The organism is Pseudomonas sp. NBRC 111140 (genome assembly GCF_001320885.1).
GTDB lineage: Bacteria > Pseudomonadota > Gammaproteobacteria > Pseudomonadales > Pseudomonadaceae > Aquipseudomonas > Aquipseudomonas putida_P.
In genome coordinates, this window is the sequence record NZ_BCBQ01000070.1 from 1 (window position 1) to 20,400 (window position 20,400).

Below are 20,400 nucleotides of genomic sequence, written 5' to 3' on the forward strand. Positions count from 1 at the left end.
CGCCAGCGGCTTTGCCGAACAGGATGCCGCCACCAACCATTACGGCCTGGGACGCGAGGCATTGCGGGTGGGGCTGGCGGCGCTGGGCAGCATCGATGTGCTGAAAACTGCCGCACTGCCGCTGTCGCAACTGCGCGACGAACTTAACGAGAGCTGCTTCATTGCCGTGTGGGGCAACCAGGGCGCGACCGTGGTCAGCATTGAACCGGCGGTGCGTGCAGTTACCGTGGTGACGCAGATGGGCTCGGTGCTGCCGCTGCTCACCTCCTCCACCGGCCTGGTGTTCGCCGCCTACCTGCCCGAGCGCGAAACCGTCGAGTTGCGTGACCGCGAACTGGCCGCCCTGCAGCACCACGCCGACGATTACCAGCCGGTGCTGGCAGGCATTCGCGAACGTGGCCTGCACCATGTGCACGGCCTGCTGATGCCGGGCGTGGATGCCCTGTCGGCGCCGGTGTTCAATGCCATGGGGCAGGTGGCGGCGGTGATGACCGTGGTCGGGCCGACTTCGATCTTCCACGCCGACGAACATGGCCCAGCGGCGCAACGGCTACTGGCGGCAGCGCGGGAAACCAGCTGGCGCATGGGCTATTCGCCCGCTACCTGAGCGCTAGCGGCACTATTGCCCGATACGTAAAGGTGAATGTCATAAGCAGCTATTTTTCCCAGCGGATCAAGCGCTTATTCTTAACTCACTGGCCGGTATGAAGGGCTCTCCCCCCCGCCTTTCAGGCCTGCGAGGTTCACCGACGTAGATTTTGAAGCTCCTTGATCTAACGTCTCGATTGGCCGCTGCGGCTTGCAGCGGCCTTTTTTATTTGAGCGGATAAATCTTCAGCCCAGCGGGTACTTCTGCAGGTTCGCCATCATCTGCTGCAATGCCTGCAAACTGTCCTGAGGATGCACCGCCCCGTCAAAGTCGCCGATTTGCGCCCAGTGCTCCGCCACCTGCTCCGGGGTAAACCCCTCGCGCGGATCAAAACCCACTCCCAGGCTGCGCTCCCAACGCACCTTGCCCACCCAGCCGCCGCCCACCTCGAACAGCTCCCCCGTGCCCTGGCACTGCTCGCTGCCCAGGTAAACCACCAGTGGGCTGACCAGCTCGGGCTTGAGCCGCTCGAATACCTGGGGTGGGATCAGCCCCTCGGTCATGCGGGTACCGCCCGTGGGAGCAATGGCGTTGACCAGGATGCCGTGCTTGCGCCCTTCGATGGCCAGCGTGCGGGTCAACCCGTACAGGCCCAGCTTGGCCATGCCGTAATTGGCCTGCCCAAAGTTGCCGTAGATACCCGAGGTGGAAGCCGTGAAGATCACCCGCCCCCAGTTTTGCTCGCGCAAGTGTGGCCAGGCGGCGCGGGTGACTTTGAAGGCCCCTTCGACATGCACCTGGTACACCTGCTCCCAATCGCTGTCGTCCATCTTGTGAAAGGTCTTGTCGCGCAGGATGCCAGCGTTGTTCACCAGCACATCGACCCGGCCGAACGTGTCCAGCGCCTGCTCGACGATACGTGCACCGTGGCTGACCGAGTCATGGTTGGCGATGGCGCTGCCACCGGCGGCGCGGATCTCCTCCACCACCCGGTCGGCGGCCGAGGCGCTGGCACCTTCCCCGTGGGTAGAACCGCCAAGGTCGTTGACCACCACCCTGGCACCCCGCGCGGCGAACAGCAGCGCGTGGGCGCGGCCCAGGCCGCCACCGGCGCCGGTGACGATCACCACGCGATCTTGCAAATGGACGGGCTCGCTCATGCTCATGGCTCCAGGCAGGTTCAGGTCAGCCGAGTGTCCGCCGCCAGCGGCAGGCGGACAATCAAGCTCACGCAGGCTGAATGCCTGGCAATAACGCAGGGCGATGAGGCCCCGTCAGGACCACGCCACTTTCGGCTGGTAGTAGCTGGACGGTTGTTCGCGAAAGGCCAGGTAGTGGCGCAGCACCTGCATCGGCGCTTCGGTATGGGGGTAATGGCCAATGCCGTGCAGCTGCACGGTGTCCGGCTCCGGCACCAGTTGCCGGTAACGCTCGAGCATGTGCCCGCCGGACAGCGGGTCGACCACGCCATTGATGAAGCGCAGTGGTACGCCTTTGCGCTGCATCGCCCCGACCCAGCGTTCACGGTGCAACCTGCGCTCGGGCATGTAGCCCACCAACTTGTGCAGGATGCGTGTACCCCGGTTGGTAGCGATCAGGCTCCAGAAGTCATCCAGCGCGCTCTCACTGGGGTGAGTGCAGGGGCCATAGACCTGGGTCACATTGCGCACCAGGTCGTCACGCCCGAACGAACGCCCCACCAGCCAGCCAAAGCGGCTGAGCAGCAGCTTCTGGATCAGCAGCATGCGGCAGCTTTCGGGGAACAGCCCGCTGTTGAGGAACACGCAACTGGCGATGTCGGCGCGCTGCTCATGATGGCGCGCCAACAATTCCTGGGCCACGCTGCCGCCATAGTCATGGGCCAGCAGATGCACCGGCTGCTTGACCTGCAGGTGGGCAAGCAAGGCCTGCTGCAGGTCCGCTTGCTCCATCAGGCTGTAGGCATGATCAACCGGTTTGGCCGAATCGCCAAAACCGAGCATGTCGCACGCGATCACCCGGAAACGTTGGGTCAAAGGCCCCCACAGGTAGTGCCAATCCCAGCTGGCAGTGGGAAAACCGTGTAACAGAAGCAGGGGCTCTCCTTGCCCTGCGGTCCAGTAGCGGATGCTCTGGCCCCGGAAGATGAAACTCTGTCCCCGGGTACGCCAGACGCACAATGGAATTTCGGCCATAGGCATCAGAGCGGTCCCGGAGAAGTGGTGTTGACGGAATAGGGCAAGGCTGCGGTCATTGCATGTCACCTCGGCACATACATGTGCTCTCTATGTCGAGGCAGAGTCTAGCCAGCAGCCCGTTGGCTGGAACTTGCGTTGCCAGCCAGCTTGATGACTGAGCGAGTCAGTGGCACGAACGGTCAGAGCAGCATGGCCAGCAGCGGCGCTGCGAACAGGTTGAGCAGCCCAGTCAGGACCATGACCAGGCCGGCCACCGAGCCTTCTTCGCGGCCCACCTCCTGCGCCCGGCTGACCCCGGCGCCATGCGCGCCAACACCAAACAGCGCACCCCGTGCCAGCGGTGTACGCAGCGGCAACCAGCGCAGCAGCACGCCGCCGAACATGGCGCCGAGCACGCCAGTGAACATCACGAACACCGCCGTCAGTTCCGGCACGCCACCCAGGTCGTGGGCCAGCGGCATGGCGAAGGGCGTGGTGATCGAACGCGGCACCAGCGACAGGCTGGTTGCGCTGTCCAGCGCCAGCAGGTGCGCCAAGCCCCAGGAGCTGGCAATCGAGGCACAGCTACCAGCCACCATGCCCACCATCAGGGCTGGCCAATGGCGCGCCAGCATGGCCCGCTGCTGCCAGATCGGCACCGCGAAAGCCACGGTCACTGGGCCGAGCACGCTCATCAACCAGTGGGTGTTGCGGGCATACTCGGCATAGGCTGTATGCAGCGGCACGGCCACCGCCAGCAGCAAAACCGGCACCAGGATCAATGGCGACAGCAGGTAGCGCTTGCTGCGCCGGTACAGCCAGCGGCTACCCAGGTAGGCCAGCAAGGTCAGCGCCAGCCAGAACAGCGGCATGGGTTCAAGGCTCATGGCGTAACCTCCAACGGCACACCAGTTCCACGGTCAATGCCGTCACCACCATCACCATCAACGTGCTCACAGCGATTACCAGCAAGATGCGCCAGCCCTCTTCACGGATCAGCGAGCCGTAGTCCAACAGGCTCATCAGCGCCGGGATGAAGAACAGCAGCATCTCGGCCATCAGCCAGCCGGCGCCCAATTGCAACATGGCCGGCTTGAGCACACCCGAAGCGAACAGTATCAACAGCAGGGCCAGGCCCATCACGCCGCCGGGAATCGGCCAGCCCAACCAATTGGCGAGCTGGCCGCCGAGCAGGAACAGGGCACAGAGGATCGCCAACTCGATGAGCAGGCGCAGGGCTTTTTTCAATAAGGCGGGTTTCATGGCGGGTTTCCTCGACAGGCCCTCATTTTAAGATTCGACTGCCTAGGCCAGAAGCGAATTGTTAGACTGATCACCATTCCATAATGGAATCCAAGCATGGAATTCAAACAACTGCGCAGCTTTATCGAAGTGGTCCACCGGGGCGGTTTTACCCAGGCCGCACAGACGCTGCACATCAGCCAGTCGGCGGTGAGCAAGCAGGTAGCCCAGCTGGAGCAAGATGTGGGCCAGCCGCTGCTGGAGCGTCAGGCCTCGCAACTGCACCTGACCGCTGCCGGGCGCATCGTGCTGGAGCGTGGCGAAGCCCTGCTGCGTCAGCGTCAGGCGTTGCTCAACGAACTGGACGATCTCAGCCTGATGGAGCGTGGCGAACTGCGCCTGGGTTTACCGATGCTAGGTAGCGACGCCTTGTTCGCCGGCCTGTTCGCCGAGTACCGACGGCGCCACCCGAACATCGCCATCCAACTGCTCGAAGGCGGTAGCCGCAGCGTCGAACAGGCTGTCAGAAGCGGCGAGCTGGAACTGGGCGGCAGCTTGACGCCCAGTGACGAGGCATTCGACTACCAGCCGTTCTGCAACGAACCCCTGGACGCCTTGCTGCCGGCTGGGCATGCCTTGGCGGGCTTGGCCGGAGTGGACCTGGGGCAACTGGCCGATACGCCGTTCTTGCTGTACCAGCGCAGCTTCGTGCTTAACGATCGGCTGTTGAAGGCGTGTCAGCAGCAGGGCTTTACCCCGAAAGAAGGCGGGCGCAGTGGCCAGGCAGATTTTTTGGCGGCGCTGGTGGCGGCGGGCCAGGGTGTGGTGTTGCTGCCCCGGGTAGTGGCAAAAGCGCTGGAGCGCCCCGGGGTGGTGCGTGTGCCGCTGCGTTCGCCGGAAGACCTGCGGTGGGATATTGCGTTCATCTGGCGACGCGGGGCCTATCTGTCACGGGCGGCTCAGGCGTGGCTGGCCTTGTTGCGCGAGCTCAACGCCTGACACTGCCCCTGTAGGAGCGGCTCTACCTTGGGACTCAGGCTTTGAAGGCACTCGCCAACTCAGCCAACCACGGCTCGGCATCTGCCTCCGGGGTCACTGTCTCGCTCGCATCCAGGCGCAGCATCGGCTGCACTTCGCGCACGCCCAGCTCGGCAAACAGCTCGCGCATCTGCTCGCCACCACCACAGTAGGTGTCACCATAGCTGGAATCGCCCAGCGCAATCACTGCGCCCGGCAGGCCGCGCCAGGCCGCAGGCAGGGTGTCACGAATGGCGCTGTACAGCGGCATGAGGTTGTCCGGCAGCTCGCCCATGCCGGTGGTCGAGGTCACGGCCAGCAAGGCGTCGGGGGCAAAGCCTTGAAGATCCTGAAGGGTGGCGCGGGCCGCATGCCAGGCCTCCAGCCCCGCTGCCTTGAGCAGCGATTCAGCGTGACGTGCGACTTCTTCGGCGGTGCCGTAGACCGATCCGGAAATAATGACGACTTTCATCGGGAAGAGGATTCCGAAACTGAGTGAAAACGTAGGATACTAGCATCCAGCGATGGCAAAAGGCCGCCTCTACCAAAGTCGCCGCCTTCAGCCCTGCTTCGCCCCCTTCTTGCTCAATGGCCCGAACATGATCAACGCGCAATTGCTGCAATCGATGGTCGATGCGTCCAATGACGGGATCGTGGTCGCCGAACAGGAAGGCGACGACACTATCCTGATCTACGTGAACGCCGCCTTCGAACGCCTGACTGGCTACAGCCGCGACGAAGTCCTCTATCAGGATTGCCGCTTTCTGCAGGCCGACGACCGTGACCAGCTTGGCCGCGCGCGCATCCGCAAGGCCCTGGCCGAAGGCCGCCCGTGCCGCGAAGTGCTGCGCAACTACCGCAAGGATGGCAGCGCCTTCTGGAACGAACTGTCGATCACGCCGGTGAGAAGCGACGCCGACCAGCGCACCTACTTCATCGGCATCCAGAAAGACGTCAGCCGCCAGGTCGAACTGGAACGGGAACTGGCCGAAATGTGCGCTCGTCCGAAAACCGACGAACGCGCCTGAACCAAGTACGCCACGCACGGTCAACCCCGTTGAAGAAATCGCCACCACCGAGTTCGATCATGCAAGCAGACGTGCTCCTGACCCAGGACGAGCTGGACTTCATACAGAACATGCAACACTCGCCGCAATTGAACCTGGCCGACTCCATGTCGAGCCTGCTGGTCAATGGCGACCGCCGCATCCAGAACTTGCTTACCCAGCTGGTGGCCAACGAGCAAGTGACCTTGCAGGCCCAGTTCAATAACCAGCAGATCAGTTTCCCGCTGCAACTGGTCGAGGACGAGTTTCACGCCCTGCACTTGCAACTGGGCTCACCGGAAATCTACGAAGACGGCCCCATGCTGCGCCCTTGGCGCCTGTCGATGGACCAGCCGAGCGCACTGCTTGATGCCCATGACCAGACCAGCGGCCTGTGGGTGCGTGATATTTCCTTCAAAGGTGTGTTGCTGGAAATCCGTGATCTGCCAGCGGCACCCGCCCGCTTCGAGCTTCGCTTCGCCCCAGGCGGCATCAGCCCGATCGAACTGCATGGCGTATTGGGCCGGCGCATCGGTCCAAACCTGGCGGCCTACGACCTCAGCCAAAGCCCGGCCGAAGAAATCGAACGGTTGCGGGACTACATCCTCCAGGCCCATCGCCAGGCCCATCCCGAGCTGCACACTCAGGTATCGAGCTGACCGGCCAGGAACTGCCGCAAACGCTGGCGCATCACCCTACCTTGCGCCCCCAGGCAAGCGACAAGGCTGCCAGCCAAGCTCTCCTGTGCCACTTCTGCCGCTTCGCCGGCCAGCAACAACGGGCATTCCAGCATCGCCGCCAGGCGCGTAACGTGCCGGGTAGTTTCTGCTGTCGGTGCCTGATGAGAAAACAGCACCAGAGCGTCCGGCTTCAGACGTTCGCAGACCAACGCCAGTTCTCGCAGCGGCTGCCCGCTCGCCAGTAGGGTCACACCTGTTTCCTCGCTGCTCAGAAGCAGGCTGGTTACCAGCAACTCAAGTTCATGACACTGCCCCGGCAACGGCGCCAACAACACGTTACGGCTGCGCGGCACATGGGCAAGCTGCAGACGGGCGAACACCCGACCGCGCAGGAACTGGTCAAGGAACAGCCATTCACTGGTCTGCCCGTAGCCGCCTTGCCGCACGGCCATGTCGTGCCACACAGGCATGAACACTTCGGCGAAAACCTGATCCAGGGTGCTGGCGGCAAATACCATCTCGTAAAGGCGATCCAGGCCTGCCAGATCGAAGCTCTGCACCGCTAGACGAATCTGGTGCTGCCAACGCTGCCAGGCATCTGTCGCGCCACCCGCCTGCCCGGCAAGGGCATGGCCTCGCGCGAGAATACTACCCACCTTGCTGACCGACACACCGCGCTCCAGCCAGCCAAGGATACGGCGGACCTCGTCGATGTCGGCCTGTGAGTACAGGCGGTGGCCACTGTCGGTGCGAATTGGCTGGATCAGGCCATAGCGGCGCTCCCAGGCACGCAGGGTCACGGCGTTGACGCCAGTCAGGCGGGAAACTTCACGAATCGGAAACAGCTCCTGCTGCTCGAAGCTGGCATCGATAACCGGACTACGTCCCTGTTCGTTCATCTGCACGGTGTACCCTGGGTGCGGAAGTTGAACACATAGTCTACTACGACAGCACCCGCCGCAGGGTGCAGCCATTTGCCGGCTGACATTTGCCGGTGATCGCAACTGCGCGATAATCCGCGCCCGATTCTTGCATGCACGCCTGCGTCGCCCACCACCCCGGGCCACGCAGCCAAAGGGGCCAGCTACCCGCCAGCCCCGTTGCCAGGAGATACACGATGTCTACCCCACCCGTCACCTTGATGGTGTCGCGCCGCGCCGCCCATGGCCGCTACCAGGACCTGCTGGCCTGGCTGCACGAAGGCGAGCAGCTGGCCACCGACTTCCCCGGTTACCTCGGCTCGGGCATCCTCGCCCCGCCACGCGATGGCGACGAATTCCAGATCATCTTCCGTTTCAGCGACGAGCCCACCTTGCATGCCTGGGAACATTCCGCTTCGCGGCGGGCTTGGCTGCAGCGCGGCAACGGCCTGTTCGAGCGCCCCAAAGAGGCGCGCGTAAGCGGCATCGATGACTGGTTTGGCACCAACATGGTGCAAAAACCACCGCGCTGGAAGCAGGCCGTGGCCATCTGGCTGGCGTTCTTCCCGGTATCGCTGGCATTCAACCTGCTGTTCGGCCACTGGTTGTCGGCACTCGACCTGATACCCCGCGTACTGCTCAGCACTTTGGCCCTGACGCCGCTGATGGTGTACCTGTTCATCCCGTTGTCCACCCGCTTGCTAGCCAGTTGGCTGCTGGCCTCCCCGGCCACCACTGGCGCCTTGCGCAGCCGCTGAGGCCAGGCCATACAACAGGGAAACAGTTCGGGTATGCTGGGTGGCAACCAAAGGACAGACAAGTTGACCGCCCCGAACATGAACAGCCCCATTCTCGTTACCGGAGCCAGCCAGCGCGTCGGGCTGGCCCTGGCCCTTGAACTGGCACAGGCCGGCCATACGGTGGTCAGTGCCAGCCGCAGCATCCAGCCACAGGCGGCCCACCCGAACATCGTGCAGTTCCAGGCCGACCTGTGCCAGCCGGCCGACCGCCAGGCCCTGATCGACCACCTGCACACCCATTACGACGGCTTGCGCGCCATCATCCATAACGCCTCACTGTGGCTCGACGATGGCCTCGACAACCTCGACACCATGTTCCGCCTGCACGTCGAAGCGCCCTACCACCTCAACCTGGCCCTGGGCGACCTGCTGGCCAAGGTGGAAAAGGCCGACATCATCCACATCTGCGACGAAACCTCTTCGCGCGGCAGTAAAAGCCACATCGGCTACGCCGCCACCAAGGCCGCGCTGCAGAACATGGTGCTGTCATTTGCCGAAAAATATGCGCCCAAGGTGCACGTGAACGGTATCCTGCCTGGGCTGCTGATCCTCAAGGAAGGGGGTGACGAAGCCTACCGCCAGCAAACCCTGAAAAAGGCCCTGCTGGAATTCGAACCCGGCGCCGGCCCGCTGATCGAGACCGTCAAGTACCTGCTCGCCAGCCAGTACAGCACCGGCAGCCAGGTGGTCATCAACGGTGGCCGCCACCTGAAGAACCGCATGACTTGAGAGACACCCATGACGCCACAACAACAGCTCGAACTTGAGGCCGCCGCGTTCCGCCGCCTGGTCGAACACCTGCAAAAGCGCACCGATGTACAGAACATCGACCTGATGAACCTGTCCGGTTTCTGCCGCAACTGCCTGTCCAAGTGGTACAAGGCCGCGGCTGACGAGCGCCAGCTCGACCTGAGCCTGGATGATGCCCGCGAAGCGGTGTACGGCATGCCCTACGCCGAGTGGAAAGCCCAACACCAGAAAGAAGCCAGCGCCGAACAACAAGCGGCGTTCGAAAAAGGAAAACCTCGTGACTGATCTGAACACCCTGCGCGCCAGCCTGGCCAGCGGCCAACATGTCTTTGCCGATACCCTGGCGTTCATTGCCGACAACTACAGCTACCAGCCTCAGGCGTTCAACAATGGCGGCGTGGAGAATGCGGCCGGGCAAAACGAAGGTTCGTGCAAAACCCTGGGCCTGGCTTTGCTGGAAGGGCTGAGCGACCAGGAAGCGCTGCTGGCCTTTGGCGAGCACTACCGTGACGTGGTGGCCACGCCCGAGGGCAGCGACCATGGCAATATCCGCGCGCTGATCAAGCAGGGTCTGGCGGGCGTGAAATTTGCCGGGCAGCCCCTGTCGCGCAAGGCTTGAGATAGCCCGGGCCACTCCCACAAGGGGCGCATACTTCCTGTGGGAGTGGCCTTGTGTCGCGATGGGCTGCAAAGCAGCCCCAAAATATCGATCCCACCCTCAATCCATGATGGTTCCAGGCCCCCCTTCTTTCAGCTCTCCCTGCTGCAGCCACTGCAAGGCCACCGGCCACAAGCTTTCGCGAAACCGGTCATGGAAAAACGCGAAATGGCCAATTTCGTCGACCGAGATATCCACAGGCGCGATACGCAGGTGCCGGGCACCCTGTAGATAACCCAACAATCGCTCGGTCGCCGCCACGGTGCCAAACGGGTCGTCAGTGAGGCTGATGGCCAGCGTCGCCGCCCGCACCTGAACGAACGGAAGCGTCGCCAGCGCCCGAGCGCTGGGGCGATGCTCGTAACGTGGGGTACGTGTGGTCCAGTCGTGCACCACGCCGGATGGCGTGTCTTCAAGCCAACCCAGGCGCTTGCCGGGGAAGTAGCCGAATAACCGCGTCAGTAGCGGCATTACCACATGCCATTTGCCGAGCAACTGCCAGCGCTGGTCGACAGCGTAGTCGCGCCAATAGGCAAACTGCGCGCCCACCATCACTACCCGGCGTACCTGGCCTGCCGACGCGGCCAGCCCTACTGCGCAGCCGCCGAAACTGTGCCCCACCACGTCCACTGGCTGACCGGGGAAATGCTCTGCCGCATGCGCCAGCATCGCTTCGAAATCCAGCCTGCCCCAATCGCTCCACGAGGCCTGGAAGCCGCGCAATGAAGCTGGGCGGGACTCGCCGATGCCACGGTAATCGTAGGTCAGCACATCGCAGCCATGGGCAAACAGGTAGTCGGCAAAGCGGGAGTAATAGCGGCAGCGTACCGAAGTGGCAGCGTTGATGATCACCAGCGGACGCTGGGGGTCAGGGCGAGCGTGGCGCCAGCAGAAGCCGCCGAGGCTGTAACCGTCGGCTGTGGCCTGGCGAAAGGGGGCGGCGGGTTGGGTGAGGCTACTCATGGCGCATTCCCTGTTGTTGTGCGCCAAAGCTAGCAAAGATTTTATAGCCTGTACCGGCCTCTTCGCGGGTTTACCCGCAAAAGGGCCGGTGCAGGTTAACTACGGTTACAGCTCGATGCAGTCGAACTTGACATCGGTGGCCACGTCTTCGTCGTAGTTGACGTCAGCGCGCTCGAAACCGAACAGGTTGAGGAACTGCTTCTTGTAACCGGCGTAGTCGGTCAGCTCGAACAGGTTCTCGGTGGTCACTTGTGGCCACAGGGCCTTGCAGGCGGTCTGAACGTCGTCGCGCAGTTCCCAGTCGTCCAGGCGCAGACGGCCCTTCTCGTCAACGTCGGCCGGCGCACCGTCGGCACGGTACATACGGTCGCGGTACATGCGGTCGAGCTGGTTCTGAGTACCTTCGTGAATGCCTTTCTCCTGCATGATCTTGAAGACCATCGACAGGTACAGCGGCATCACCGGGATGGCCGAGCTGGCCTGGGTCACCACCGACTTGAGCACGGCCACGTTGGCGCCGCCTTTCACTTCATCGGCCAGTTTCTGGTCCAGACGCAGGGCGGTTTCGTCCAGGTCCTGCTTGGCCTGGCCCAGGGCACCGTGCCAGTAGATCGGCCAGGTGATATCGCTGCCGATGTAGCTGAAGGCCACGGTGCGAGCGCCTTCGGCCAGCACGTTGGCGCCTGCCAGGGCATCGATCCACAGCTGCCAGTCCTGGCCACCCATGACGGTGACGGTGTCGGCGATTTCCTGCTCGGTGGCCGGCTCGATGCTGGCCTCGATGATGGTGTCCTTGTTGGTGTCGATGGCGGTCGACTTGTACGGCTCGCCGATCGGCTTGAGTGCCGAGCGAATCACTTCACCGGTCTGCGGCAGCTTGCGCACGGGCGATGCCAGCGAGTAGATGACCAGGTCGACCTTGCCACCCATTTCGTTCTTGATCAGTTCGATGACCTTGGCACGGGCTTCGTCAGAGAAGGCGTCACCGTTGATCGACTTGCTGTACAGGCCTTCGGCCTTGGCAAACTTGTCGAAGGCTGCAGAGTTGTACCAGCCAGCGGTGCCGGCCTTGGTCTCAGTGCCAGGCTTTTCGAAGAACACACCCAGGGTGTCGGCCTTGAAGCCGAACGCCGCGGTGATGCGAGCTGCCAGGCCGTAGCCGCTGGAAGCGCCAATGACCAGGACCTTCTTCGGGCCATCCTCGCGCACGCCCAGCTTGCGGGTGGCTTCGATCTGGTCACGGACGTTGAGCTCGCAGCCCTTCGGGTGAGTCGTGGTGCAGATGAAACCGCGAACCTTAGGATGAATGATGGCCAATGTCTGTACCTCGTCAGGTTTATGCCGGGGAAGCGCCGCTTGGGGCGATTCCGATTGATCAGAGGGTGAGACTACCCCCGCAGGTTATCCGACACATATTACGGGGTGATCATGGGGATGCAAAACCGAGGTTCTTGCGTGCCGGCATCAATCCAAGGCCAACGCGGCTCTCAACCAGTCCAGAAACTGCCGGGCCAGCGGATCCTCCTGACTCTCCCGATGCACCAGGCAAGCCCACGCAGGCCCCCGCACCCGCTGCGCCGACAACGCCTGCAAACGCCCCTCTTGCACGGCCCGACGCGCCAGCAACTGGCTGACCAACGCCACCCCCAACCCCTCGCTCGCCGCATCCAGCAACAGCCCCGGGTCGGAAAAATTCAGCCCCTTGCCCTGCTGCCCAACATCCTCGCCGCCCTCCAGTTGCCAATGGCTCCAGTCCATCTCCCGTTCGCCGTGCAAGGTCGTACGCGCGGTTGCAGTCGCCAGGGAAGGATGGCAAGCCGGGTACAGCTGGTCCTGATGCAGCACGCTGAAGCTGCACTCAGCCTGGGCACTGAGATCATCGCGGATAGCCAGGTCGATGGTCTCGGTGGCCATGTCCGGCACCTCGAAACTGGTAAACAACCACAAGTCGACCTGCGGACAGCGCTGGTGAAAGTCCGCCAGCCGCGGCAGCAGCCAGTGCCTGGCAAAAGCCGGGCTGGTGTTCACCACCAGCTGATTGGGCTTGCGCTACTGGTCTAGCCGGCGAATGCCTACGGCCAGGTGCTGCAACAGCGATTGCGTGGTGCTGAGCAGGTCGTGCCCGGCGTCGGTCAGGCTCACGCTACGGCCACTGCGATGAAACAGCGGCTGCTCCAGGTAGGTTTCCAGGCTGCGAATTTGTTGGCTGATGGCCGACTGGGTCAGGTTCAACGCCTCGGCGGCCTTGTGGAAGCTGCCTAGCCGCGCAGCGGCCTCGAAGCCGCGCAGGGCATTAAGGGGTGGCCAGTGTTTGAGCATGATTGATAAGACCCGCTAATCAGATATGCGCTAAATCTATCGTTTGTCGCCAGCCAAGCCTAGCCATAGCATGGACACCAACACCCGCGACGGCGGGCTTCGTTGATAAAAATCCTTAATAGATCGGAGTTCACTATGCACCTGTCCCTCGACAGCGGCTGGCGTATGCCTGCCGAATGGGCCCGCCACGCGGCAACCTGGATGGTCTGGCCACACAACCAGGCCGTATGGGAAAGCGGCTGGCACGTGCGCCTGGCCGATGTACAACAGGACTACGCCCGTGTCGCAGCGGCCATCGCCCGTTTCGAACCGGTAAAGATGGTGGTCGACCCCTCCGCCATGGCCAGCGCCAGCGCCTTGTGCGGCGCCAATATCGAGCTGATCGAACTGGCCGTGGACGACAGCTGGTGCCGTGACAGCGGCCCAAGCTTCGTCTGCCACCCACAGCATGGCCTGGCCGGCCTGAGCTGGCGTTTCAACGCCTGGGGCGGCAAGTCGCACCACAGCCTGGACCGCAGCCTTGGCCGACGCATGCTCGACCAGCTGGGCCTGGACGGTTTCAGCACGTCCCTGTGCAACGAAGGTGGGGCGATCCATGTGGATGGCGAAGGCACACTGATCACCACCGAATCGGTGCTGCTCAACCCTAACCGTAACCCAGGCATCAGCAAGGCTGAATTCGAGGCCTGTTTCGCCCGCTACCTGGGCATCAGCAAGACCATCTGGCTGCCGGGTGACCCGCAGTACGTCACCGGTGACATGACCGACGGCCACGTCGATGGCGTATGCGCCTTCGCCCGCCCAGGCGTGCTGCTGGTCGACGCCACCCATGAGCAACACTCGGTGTACGCCGAGGTGGTGCGGGAAAACCGCCGCGCCCTGGAACTGGCCACCGACGCCCAAGGCCGCCATTTCGAACTGCTCGACCTGTACGAGGCCAGCGCCGCCGTCGATCAGAATGCCGAGGTGTTCTGCGCGTCCTACACCAACTTCTACATCGCCAACGGCGCGATCATCATGCCGGCCTATGGCATCGCTGCCGACCAGGAGGCCGCTGCGCAGCTGGGCCACGCCTTCCCAGGCCGGGAGATCGTGCCGGTGCGCATTGACCACATCGCCTACGGCGGTGGCGGCATTCATTGCATCACCCAGCAGCAGCCCGAGGTGCAGCCATGAGCCAGTTGCGTATCGCCACCACGCAGATGCCGTGCAGTTGGAACCTGCCCGACAACCTCGACCGCGCCGAGCAACTGGTACGCCAGGCCGCTGCCAAGGGCGCCCAGGTGATCCTGCTGCAGGAGTTGTTCGCTACCCCGTACTTCTGCATCGAGCAGGATCACCAGCACCAGGCCCTTGCCCAGCCCTACCCCGACAGCCCGATCCTGCAGCGCTTCGCCGCGCTGGCCGGCGAGCTGGGCGTGGTGCTGCCGCTGAGCTGGTACGAGCGCGCCGGCAATGCCTTCTTCAATTCGCTGACCGTGGCCGACGCCGATGGCCGCCTGCTCGGTGTGTACCGCAAGACCCACATCCCCAACGCCATCGGCTACCAGGAGAAGGAATACTTCAGCCCTGGCGACACCGGCTTCAAGGTCTGGGATACCGCCTTCGGGCGCTTGGGCATCGGTATCTGCTGGGATCAGTGGTTCCCCGAAACCGCTCGCTGCCTGGCCCTGATGGGCGCCGAGGTGCTGCTGTTCCCCACCGCCATCGGCTCCGAGCCGGGCTGCGCCGAACTGGACTCTCGCGACCATTGGCAGGTCGCCATGCGCGGCCATGCCGCCGCCAACCTGCTGCCGGTGGTGGCAGCCAACCGCGTGGGCGAGGAAGTTGCCGCCAGCGATGCAGCGCTAGCCATGCGCTTCTATGGCTCATCGTTCATCTGCGACCACAAGGGCGCCATGCTCGCCGAAGCCGACCGCGACAGCAGCGGCATCTGGCTGCATGACCTGGACCTGGCCGGCATGCGCGAAGACCGCCTGAGTTGGGGCATCTTCCGTGATCGCCGCCCGGAAATGTACGCAACGCTGCTGACCCTGGACGGTACACACCCACACAGCCTGAGGGCCTGAGCATGAAACACCACGTTCTAGCCGCATTGGCACTGGCCGCCTGCGCTGGCCAGGCACTGGCCGAACAGCCGGTGCTGCGCCTGTACAACTGGGCCGACTATTTTGCCGAGGACACCCTCAAGCAGTTCACGGCCGAAACCGGTATTCAGGTGATCTACGACGTGATGGACGGCAGTGAAGTGCTCGAAGCCAAGCTGATGTCCGGGCGCAGTGGTTACGACCTGGTGTTCCCCGGCGATACCGTTGCAGAGCGCTTGATGCGCGCTGGCAGCCTGCAGCCACTGGACCACAGCCGCCTGGAGGCGCTCGACGATATCGAGCCCGGCCTGCGCAAGCTGCATGCCCAATACCCCAAGGCCAGCCAGGCCACGGTGCCCTACACCTGGGGCACCATCGGCCTGACGGTGAACGCCGACAAGGTTCGCCAGCGCATGCCTGATGCACCGCTGGACAACCTCGACTTGCTGTTCAAGCCGGAGTTGGCGGCCAAGTTCGCTGACTGTGGTATCTCGGTCATCGACTCGCCCGATGAAGTGCTGGCCGTGGTACTCAACTACCTGAGCCGCGAACCACGCAGTGCCAAGCGTGAGGACCTGGCCGCCGCCAGCGAACTGCTCAAGGCGATACGCCCGTATGTGCGCAAGTTCCAGTCCCAGCCGGTGACCGAATTGGTCAACGAGAACTTGTGCCTGTCACTGGGCTACAGCGGCGATGTGATCCAGGCCCAGCGTACCGCCGAGTCCGCTGGCAAGCACCTCGACTTCCAGTACCGCGTACCGCGCCAAGGCACCACGGTGTGGATGGACACCATGGCCATTCCGGCCGATGCCAGGCACCCGGAATACGCCTATCGTTTCATCAACTTCGTCATGCGCCCGGCGAACATGGCTGCCATCAGCAACTTCACCGGCTACCCCACGGCCAGCGCCAAAGCGCGCCAGGCGGTGGACCCACGCATGCGCGACAACCCCGATATCTATCTCGACGAAGCCACCTATGCCCGGCTGATTCCGGGCCGGGATATTCCACAGGCCGACATGCGGGCACGCATGCGTGTGTGGACGCGCTTCAAGACTGCACAGGACTGAACCATGCCAAGCCGTAGAACCTTCCTGCAACTGTCGTTGGCCGCCGGCCTCGGCGCTGGCCTTGGCCTGCCCCTGGGGCTGGCCCGTGCCGAAGAACCGGGGCGCTGGTTCATGCCTGACGAGGGCGAATTGCAACAGCGCGCCTTCATCGCCTTTGGCGCCCAGGATGCGATCTGGGAGGACTTCACCGCCGACGTGCAAGCCGCACTCGGTCGCATTAGTCAGGCCATCGCGCGTTATCAGCCGGTGACCGTGTTCTGCCGCGCCAGCGAGCGCCAGCTGGTCGAGCAGCACTGTGGCCACCACAACACACATTTTGTCGAATGCCAACTGGATGACATCTGGATGCGCGACATCGGTGCCAATTTCGTCGTCGACGATGACGGCGCCCTGGCGGCGGTGGACTTCAACTTCAATGGCTGGGGCAACAAGCAGCGCCACCGTAACGATGCCCAGCTGGCCAAACGCGTTGCCACCCTGGCCAACGCGCGCTACCAGCGCAGTGAGCTGGTGGGGGAAGGTGGCGCCATCGAGGTGGACGGGCACGGCACCGGCATCATGACCGAGAGCAGTTGGGTCAATGCCAACCGCAACCCGGACTGGAGCAAAGCCGAGGTCGAGGCCGAGCTGAAGGCGCGGCTGGGCCTGAGCAAGATAATCTGGCTGCCGGGCATCGCCGGGGAAGACATCACTGATGGGCATGTGGATTTCTACGCCCGCTTCGTGCGGCCGGGTGTGGTGATTGCCAACCTGGACTACGACCCGGACTCCTATGACCACGCCGTGACGCGTAAACACCTGGAAATCCTGAAGCAGGCCACCGATGCCGAAGGCCGTAAACTGCAGGTTCACGTAGTGTCACCGCCGCTGCGCGGGCGGCGTAACAAGTTCAGCAAAGGTAATGACGACTTTGCAGCGGGGTACATCAATTACTTCGTGATCAACGGCGCGATCATCGCACCGCAGTTCGGTGATGCGCAGGCGGATGAGAAGGCCCGAGCACTGCTGGCGGCGTTGTATCCAGGGCGGGATATCGTGCAACTGGACATCGATGCCATCGCGGCTGGAGGTGGGGGGATTCACTGCGTGACCCATCAGTGCCCGGCCGTTTGAATGAGGTTGCCTGGCCTGGCCTCAATCACGACGCCGCCGACGCCCGGTGATCATCGACAACGGCAAGTTTTCACGCAGCAGCACGCTTTCGTAGATGGCCGCCAGCACATGCACACACACCAGCGCCAGCACCGCATTGGCCAACCAACCGTGCAGGTCGGTCGGCCAATCGGCGCCCCACAGTGCATCCACTTCCTGCGACGCCCAACCAGTCAGGCCCAGGCCAGCGATACCCGCCAGCATCAACAGCATCACCAAGGCGCCAATCGGCGAGTGCCCCAGACGATGGCAAGGCTCCCCACGCAGCACCTTGCGCGCGTGCCCGGCCAGGCGTGCCGGGGTTGGCCAGAAGTCGGCCCAGCGCGCACTGGCTGGCCCGACAAAGCCCCAGACCACGCGCACCACGACGCACGCCAGTGCGTAGTAGCCCAGCCACTGGTGCCAGTCATCGCCCTCTTCGTTGAAAAAGTAGTTGGCGAAGAACACCGCTGCGATCGACAGGTGGCACAGCCGCAGGAGGGGATCCCACAGCCGCACCATGCCGTCGCTGTTCAATCGTGGTACTCGGACTTGACCGCTTTGCCGGTCACCGGGTCATGATAAATCTCGACCTTGCGACCGTCCTTGTCGAACCCATAGATCTCGTAGCAATTGCCCTTGGTAACCTTGAACTTGTTGATCTTGTAGCCCTGCTCCTTGAGCTGGGCCTGGAACTTTTCCTGGTCTTGCCAGGTGCTTTTATCCGCGGTGGTGCATTGGGTGGCGGCGAATGCTGTGCTGCTGCCGATCAGGAGGGTCAGTGCGATCAGGATGCGCATGGGTATGGGCTCCATTGGGTTGAGTGAAACAGCACGAAATTCAGCTTAGTTGGGGAGGACGCCAAGTGCCCATTGATTTGTTTTTCATATCAATCCGAAAGAAAAACAAACTTAACAAATAAGCCAAACCCGCCGATGCTGGTGGCACTACGCCTATTGCCCGGAGAACAACAACATGAACGACGTGGTTATCGTCGCCGCAACCCGTACCGCCATTGGCAGCTTCCAGGGCGCCCTGGCCTCCGTGCCTGCGGTCGACCTCGGCGCCGCCGTGATCAAGCGGCTGCTGGAGCAGACCGGGCTGGACCCGGCGCAAGTCGACGAAGTCATCCTCGGCCAGGTGCTCACCGCCGGCGCCGGGCAGAACCCGGCGCGCCAGGCTGCGATCAAGGCCGGCCTGCCCTTCAGCGTACCGGCCCTGACCCTGAACAAGGTCTGCGGCTCGGGCCTCAAGGCCCTGCACCTGGCCACCCAGGCCATCCGCTGCGGCGACGCCGAGGTGGTGATTGCCGGTGGCCAGGAGAACATGAGCCTTGCTCCCTACGTGATGCCCTCGGCCCGTACTGGCCAGCGCATGGGCCATGGCCAACTGATCGACAGCATGATCACCGATGGCCTGTGGGATGCGTTCAATGACTACCACATGGGCATCACTGCCGAGAACCTGGTGGACACGTACAGCCTCACCCGCGAACAGCAGGATGCCTTTGCCGCCGAATCGCAGCGCAAGGCGGTGGCGGCGATCGAGGCCGGCCGCTTCGACGCGGAAATCACCCCCATCCTGCTGCCACAGAAAAAGGGCGAGCCCAAGGTCTTCGCCCGTGACGAGCAGCCACGCCCGGACACCACCGCCGAGTCCCTGGGCAAACTGCGCCCGGCCTTCAAGAAGGACGGCAGCGTCACTGCGGGCAATGCCTCCAGCCTGAATGACGGCGCCGCCGCCGTGTTGTTGATGAGCGCGGCCAAGGCCAAAGCCCTGGGCCTGCCAGTGCTGGCGAAGGTCGCCGCCTATGCCAGTGCCGGGGTAGACCCGGCGATCATGGGTATCGGCCCGGTTTCGGCGACCCAGCGTTGCCTGGACAAAGCCGGTTGGCAGTTGGCCGAACTGGACCTGATCGAAGCCAACGAAGCCTTTGCCGCACAGGCGCTGGCCGTGGGCAAGGCGCTGGAGTGGGATGCCGCACGGGTCAACGTGAATGGCGGGGCGATTGCCCTGGGCCACCCGATTGGTGCTTCCGGGTGCCGCGTGCTGGTGACCTTGCTGCACGAGATGATCAAGCGCGATGCCAAGAAAGGCCTGGCGACCTTGTGCATTGGCGGTGGGCAAGGTGTGGCACTGGCGATCGAGCGCTGATCTCAGATTGAGTAGAACAGGCTAGGCCCTTTCGCGGGGTTACCCGCGAAGAGGCCGGGCCTGCTTGAACACCACTCTCAGGCTTCAGAACCGCTCATCGGCAATCGCCGGCAAGGTCAGCTCCCGCACATAACTGGCCGCCGAAAGCTCCAGCAGCGTGCGCACCATCAGCACCACATCGTGCAGCGGTATCAGCCCCCCTTCCCCACGCGCGGCAGCCTCTTCCACCGGCACATCCAGGCCGTCTTCGGTATTGAGGTACCCAAGGTTCAGGCACGTCACCCCAAGGCCTTGCCCTCGATAGCCTTCACGCAATGCTTCGGCGATGCCGCGCAGGCCGAACTTGGAGGCAGCGAAGGTCACTTCTGGGCGACCGCTTTGGGGCAGGCCGGAAGTGGAACCGGTCAGGATGATCCGTGGTTTTTCGCTTTCGAGCAGCAGCGGCAGCAGCCGTTTGACCAGCAGGATGGTGGCGGTGATGTTGCAGTCGACCATGCGCTGCAGCGCTGCGTCACAGTCATCAAGGAAGCTGTAGTGGTCTTCGAACGCTTCGGCCTCCCACAGGCCGAGGTTATAGATCAGCGTATCCACGCCACCCTCAGCCAGCGCTCGGGCTATCGACTCTACTGCAGCGGCAGGCTGGCCTAGATCGGCCTCGATCCACTGGGCGTCAATACCCTTGCCGACATTCACTGCCGCGGGTTTGCTGCGCGACACCCCAATCAACGTATCGCCGGGTTTGCCCAACCCTTCCATGAAAGCCTTGCCCAGGCCTTTACTGGCGCCGACTACCAGAACACGCATCGCATCACTCCCTG

General features: G+C 63.3%; 24 protein-coding genes and 1 pseudogene. 13 read left to right on the plus strand and 12 right to left on the minus strand.

Going from position 1 to position 20,400, the window contains the following annotated elements; all coding sequences use genetic code 11:
• A partial coding sequence (locus tag APH42_RS20340; RefSeq protein ID WP_060494098.1) for an IclR family transcriptional regulator occupies positions 1 to 607 on the plus strand: 607 nt, incomplete at its 5' end.
• Between the two features lie 227 nt (positions 608 to 834).
• On the opposite strand, the gene APH42_RS20345 is transcribed toward APH42_RS20340, so the two are convergent.
• The 4 genes from APH42_RS20345 to APH42_RS20360 all read right to left on the minus strand — a co-directional run bounded on the left by APH42_RS20345 (position 835) and on the right by APH42_RS20360 (position 4,008).
• Positions 835 to 1,749, minus strand: coding sequence for an SDR family oxidoreductase (locus APH42_RS20345; RefSeq protein ID WP_012274145.1), 915 nt, complete (start codon positions 1,747 to 1,749; stop codon positions 835 to 837).
• 114 nt (positions 1,750 to 1,863) lie between these two features.
• Positions 1,864 to 2,769, minus strand: coding sequence for an alpha/beta fold hydrolase (locus APH42_RS20350; RefSeq protein WP_012274146.1), 906 nt, complete (start codon positions 2,767 to 2,769; stop codon positions 1,864 to 1,866).
• A 176-nt stretch (positions 2,770 to 2,945) separates the two neighbouring features.
• Positions 2,946 to 3,632, minus strand: a complete 687-nt coding sequence (locus APH42_RS20355; protein WP_012274147.1) for an LrgB family protein — start codon at positions 3,630 to 3,632, stop codon at positions 2,946 to 2,948.
• The gene (locus APH42_RS20360; protein ID WP_012274148.1) at positions 3,622 to 4,008 is read right to left on the minus strand and encodes a CidA/LrgA family protein; all 387 of its coding nucleotides are present in this window, start codon (positions 4,006 to 4,008) and stop codon (positions 3,622 to 3,624) included. Before APH42_RS20360 ends, APH42_RS20355 begins: the two co-directional genes overlap by 11 nt.
• A gap of 96 nt (positions 4,009 to 4,104) precedes the next feature.
• On the opposite strand from APH42_RS20360, the gene APH42_RS20365 reads away from it, so the two are divergent.
• Positions 4,105 to 4,986: a LysR family transcriptional regulator gene (locus tag APH42_RS20365; protein ID WP_060494099.1), complete on the plus strand. Its 882-nt coding sequence runs from the start codon at positions 4,105 to 4,107 to the stop codon at positions 4,984 to 4,986.
• Between the two features lie 34 nt (positions 4,987 to 5,020).
• On the opposite strand, the gene APH42_RS20370 is transcribed toward APH42_RS20365, so the two are convergent.
• Positions 5,021 to 5,476: a flavodoxin gene (locus APH42_RS20370; protein WP_012274150.1), complete on the minus strand. Its 456-nt coding sequence runs from the start codon at positions 5,474 to 5,476 to the stop codon at positions 5,021 to 5,023.
• Between the two features lie 127 nt (positions 5,477 to 5,603).
• Between APH42_RS20370 and APH42_RS20375 the strand changes: the two genes are divergently transcribed.
• Both APH42_RS20375 and APH42_RS20380 read left to right on the plus strand, forming a co-directional pair.
• Entirely contained in the window at positions 5,604 to 6,032 is a 429-nt protein-coding gene (locus APH42_RS20375) for a PAS domain S-box protein (protein ID WP_060494110.1), read from the plus strand.
• 59 nt (positions 6,033 to 6,091) lie between these two features.
• On the plus strand, positions 6,092 to 6,709 hold the full coding sequence (locus APH42_RS20380; RefSeq protein WP_012274152.1) for a hypothetical protein: 618 nt from the start codon (positions 6,092 to 6,094) through the stop codon (positions 6,707 to 6,709).
• Here the strand turns inward: APH42_RS20380 and APH42_RS20385 are convergent.
• Positions 6,694 to 7,629 carry a MerR family transcriptional regulator gene (locus tag APH42_RS20385; protein ID WP_060494100.1) on the minus strand — a complete coding sequence of 312 codons (936 nt, stop codon included), beginning with the start codon at positions 7,627 to 7,629 and terminating at the stop codon, positions 6,694 to 6,696. The two genes, APH42_RS20380 and APH42_RS20385, sit on opposite strands and share 16 nt — an antisense overlap.
• A gap of 218 nt (positions 7,630 to 7,847) precedes the next feature.
• Here APH42_RS20385 and APH42_RS20390 point away from each other — a divergent pair, with 218 nt between their 5' ends.
• The 4 genes from APH42_RS20390 to APH42_RS20405 are packed head-to-tail and all read left to right on the plus strand — an operon-like array spanning position 7,848 to position 9,819.
• Positions 7,848 to 8,408: an antibiotic biosynthesis monooxygenase gene (locus APH42_RS20390; RefSeq protein ID WP_012274154.1), complete on the plus strand. Its 561-nt coding sequence runs from the start codon at positions 7,848 to 7,850 to the stop codon at positions 8,406 to 8,408.
• Positions 8,409 to 8,441: 33 nt separating this feature from the next.
• Entirely contained in the window at positions 8,442 to 9,179 is a 738-nt protein-coding gene (folM, locus tag APH42_RS20395; RefSeq protein WP_012274155.1) for a dihydromonapterin reductase, read from the plus strand.
• 9 nt (positions 9,180 to 9,188) lie between these two features.
• A complete protein-coding gene (locus APH42_RS20400) occupies positions 9,189 to 9,485 on the plus strand; it encodes a DUF1244 domain-containing protein (protein WP_012274156.1) in 297 nt (98 codons plus the stop codon).
• Positions 9,478 to 9,819, plus strand: a complete 342-nt coding sequence (locus APH42_RS20405) for a HopJ type III effector protein (RefSeq protein WP_012274157.1) — start codon at positions 9,478 to 9,480, stop codon at positions 9,817 to 9,819. The genes APH42_RS20400 and APH42_RS20405 overlap by 8 nt, the downstream gene beginning before the upstream one ends.
• Before the next feature lie 99 nt (positions 9,820 to 9,918).
• On the opposite strand, the gene APH42_RS20410 is transcribed toward APH42_RS20405, so the two are convergent.
• The 3 genes and pseudogenes from APH42_RS20410 to APH42_RS20420 all read right to left on the minus strand — a co-directional run bounded on the left by APH42_RS20410 (position 9,919) and on the right by APH42_RS20420 (position 13,140).
• A complete protein-coding gene (locus APH42_RS20410; protein ID WP_060494101.1) occupies positions 9,919 to 10,821 on the minus strand; it encodes an alpha/beta fold hydrolase in 903 nt (300 codons plus the stop codon).
• A 105-nt stretch (positions 10,822 to 10,926) separates the two neighbouring features.
• The gene (gene fabV, locus APH42_RS20415) at positions 10,927 to 12,138 is read right to left on the minus strand and encodes an enoyl-ACP reductase FabV (RefSeq protein ID WP_012274159.1); all 1,212 of its coding nucleotides are present in this window, start codon (positions 12,136 to 12,138) and stop codon (positions 10,927 to 10,929) included.
• A 147-nt stretch (positions 12,139 to 12,285) separates the two neighbouring features.
• Positions 12,286 to 13,140, minus strand: a pseudogene (locus tag APH42_RS20420) (LysR substrate-binding domain-containing protein).
• A 135-nt stretch (positions 13,141 to 13,275) separates the two neighbouring features.
• Here APH42_RS20420 and APH42_RS20425 point away from each other — a divergent pair.
• From APH42_RS20425 to APH42_RS20440, 4 genes are read left to right on the plus strand one after another with little or no spacing between them, the layout of a single operon-like run.
• The gene (locus APH42_RS20425; protein ID WP_060494102.1) at positions 13,276 to 14,316 is read left to right on the plus strand and encodes an agmatine/peptidylarginine deiminase; all 1,041 of its coding nucleotides are present in this window, start codon (positions 13,276 to 13,278) and stop codon (positions 14,314 to 14,316) included.
• Positions 14,313 to 15,209, plus strand: coding sequence for an N-carbamoylputrescine amidase (gene aguB, locus APH42_RS20430; RefSeq protein ID WP_060494103.1), 897 nt, complete (start codon positions 14,313 to 14,315; stop codon positions 15,207 to 15,209). The genes APH42_RS20425 and aguB overlap by 4 nt, the downstream gene beginning before the upstream one ends.
• Before the next feature lie 2 nt (positions 15,210 to 15,211).
• Entirely contained in the window at positions 15,212 to 16,297 is a 1,086-nt protein-coding gene (locus APH42_RS20435) for an extracellular solute-binding protein (protein ID WP_060494104.1), read from the plus strand.
• A gap of 3 nt (positions 16,298 to 16,300) precedes the next feature.
• Positions 16,301 to 17,410, plus strand: coding sequence for an agmatine/peptidylarginine deiminase (locus APH42_RS20440; protein ID WP_060494105.1), 1,110 nt, complete (start codon positions 16,301 to 16,303; stop codon positions 17,408 to 17,410).
• Between the two features lie 21 nt (positions 17,411 to 17,431).
• Here the strand turns inward: APH42_RS20440 and APH42_RS20445 are convergent, their stop codons facing one another.
• Positions 17,432 to 17,965 (minus strand): cytochrome b/b6 domain-containing protein, encoded by a 534-nt coding sequence (locus tag APH42_RS20445; protein WP_081336958.1) that lies wholly within the window; start codon positions 17,963 to 17,965, stop codon positions 17,432 to 17,434.
• Complete coding sequence (locus APH42_RS20450) at positions 17,962 to 18,228, minus strand: PepSY domain-containing protein (RefSeq protein WP_012274166.1); 267 nt, start codon at positions 18,226 to 18,228, stop codon at positions 17,962 to 17,964. Before APH42_RS20450 ends, APH42_RS20445 begins: the two co-directional genes overlap by 4 nt.
• 175 nt (positions 18,229 to 18,403) lie before the next feature.
• Here APH42_RS20450 and APH42_RS20455 point away from each other — a divergent pair, with 175 nt between their 5' ends.
• A complete protein-coding gene (locus APH42_RS20455; protein ID WP_012274167.1) occupies positions 18,404 to 19,582 on the plus strand; it encodes an acetyl-CoA C-acetyltransferase in 1,179 nt (392 codons plus the stop codon).
• An 84-nt stretch (positions 19,583 to 19,666) separates the two neighbouring features.
• On the opposite strand, the gene APH42_RS20460 is transcribed toward APH42_RS20455, so the two are convergent.
• Positions 19,667 to 20,386: an SDR family oxidoreductase gene (locus tag APH42_RS20460; RefSeq protein WP_060494107.1), complete on the minus strand. Its 720-nt coding sequence runs from the start codon at positions 20,384 to 20,386 to the stop codon at positions 19,667 to 19,669.
• Positions 20,387 to 20,400: the final 14 nt, after the last annotated feature.

What these genes read in the sequence shown, in the direction of transcription:
- APH42_RS20345 (WP_012274145.1), bottom strand. Translation starts at nt 1,749, where the DNA reads ATGAGCGAGCCCGTCCATTTGCAAGATCGCGTGGTGATCGTCACCGGC.
- APH42_RS20350 (WP_012274146.1), bottom strand. Translation starts at nt 2,769, where the DNA reads ATGCCTATGGCCGAAATTCCATTGTGCGTCTGGCGTACCCGGGGACAG.
- APH42_RS20355 (WP_012274147.1), bottom strand. Translation starts at nt 3,632, where the DNA reads ATGAGCCTTGAACCCATGCCGCTGTTCTGGCTGGCGCTGACCTTGCTG.
- APH42_RS20360 (WP_012274148.1), bottom strand. Translation starts at nt 4,008, where the DNA reads ATGAAACCCGCCTTATTGAAAAAAGCCCTGCGCCTGCTCATCGAGTTG.
- APH42_RS20365 (WP_060494099.1), top strand. Translation starts at nt 4,105, where the DNA reads ATGGAATTCAAACAACTGCGCAGCTTTATCGAAGTGGTCCACCGGGGC.
- APH42_RS20370 (WP_012274150.1), bottom strand. Translation starts at nt 5,476, where the DNA reads ATGAAAGTCGTCATTATTTCCGGATCGGTCTACGGCACCGCCGAAGAA.
- APH42_RS20375 (WP_060494110.1), top strand. Translation starts at nt 5,604, where the DNA reads ATGATCAACGCGCAATTGCTGCAATCGATGGTCGATGCGTCCAATGAC.
- APH42_RS20380 (WP_012274152.1), top strand. Translation starts at nt 6,092, where the DNA reads ATGCAAGCAGACGTGCTCCTGACCCAGGACGAGCTGGACTTCATACAG.
- APH42_RS20385 (WP_060494100.1), bottom strand. Translation starts at nt 7,629, where the DNA reads ATGAACGAACAGGGACGTAGTCCGGTTATCGATGCCAGCTTCGAGCAG.
- APH42_RS20390 (WP_012274154.1), top strand. Translation starts at nt 7,848, where the DNA reads ATGTCTACCCCACCCGTCACCTTGATGGTGTCGCGCCGCGCCGCCCAT.
- folM (WP_012274155.1), top strand. Translation starts at nt 8,442, where the DNA reads ATGCTGGGTGGCAACCAAAGGACAGACAAGTTGACCGCCCCGAACATG.
- APH42_RS20400 (WP_012274156.1), top strand. Translation starts at nt 9,189, where the DNA reads ATGACGCCACAACAACAGCTCGAACTTGAGGCCGCCGCGTTCCGCCGC.
- APH42_RS20410 (WP_060494101.1), bottom strand. Translation starts at nt 10,821, where the DNA reads ATGAGTAGCCTCACCCAACCCGCCGCCCCCTTTCGCCAGGCCACAGCC.
- APH42_RS20425 (WP_060494102.1), top strand. Translation starts at nt 13,276, where the DNA reads ATGCACCTGTCCCTCGACAGCGGCTGGCGTATGCCTGCCGAATGGGCC.
- aguB (WP_060494103.1), top strand. Translation starts at nt 14,313, where the DNA reads ATGAGCCAGTTGCGTATCGCCACCACGCAGATGCCGTGCAGTTGGAAC.
- APH42_RS20435 (WP_060494104.1), top strand. Translation starts at nt 15,212, where the DNA reads ATGAAACACCACGTTCTAGCCGCATTGGCACTGGCCGCCTGCGCTGGC.
- APH42_RS20440 (WP_060494105.1), top strand. Translation starts at nt 16,301, where the DNA reads ATGCCAAGCCGTAGAACCTTCCTGCAACTGTCGTTGGCCGCCGGCCTC.
- APH42_RS20450 (WP_012274166.1), bottom strand. Translation starts at nt 18,228, where the DNA reads ATGCGCATCCTGATCGCACTGACCCTCCTGATCGGCAGCAGCACAGCA.
- APH42_RS20455 (WP_012274167.1), top strand. Translation starts at nt 18,404, where the DNA reads ATGAACGACGTGGTTATCGTCGCCGCAACCCGTACCGCCATTGGCAGC.
- APH42_RS20460 (WP_060494107.1), bottom strand. Translation starts at nt 20,386, where the DNA reads ATGCGTGTTCTGGTAGTCGGCGCCAGTAAAGGCCTGGGCAAGGCTTTC.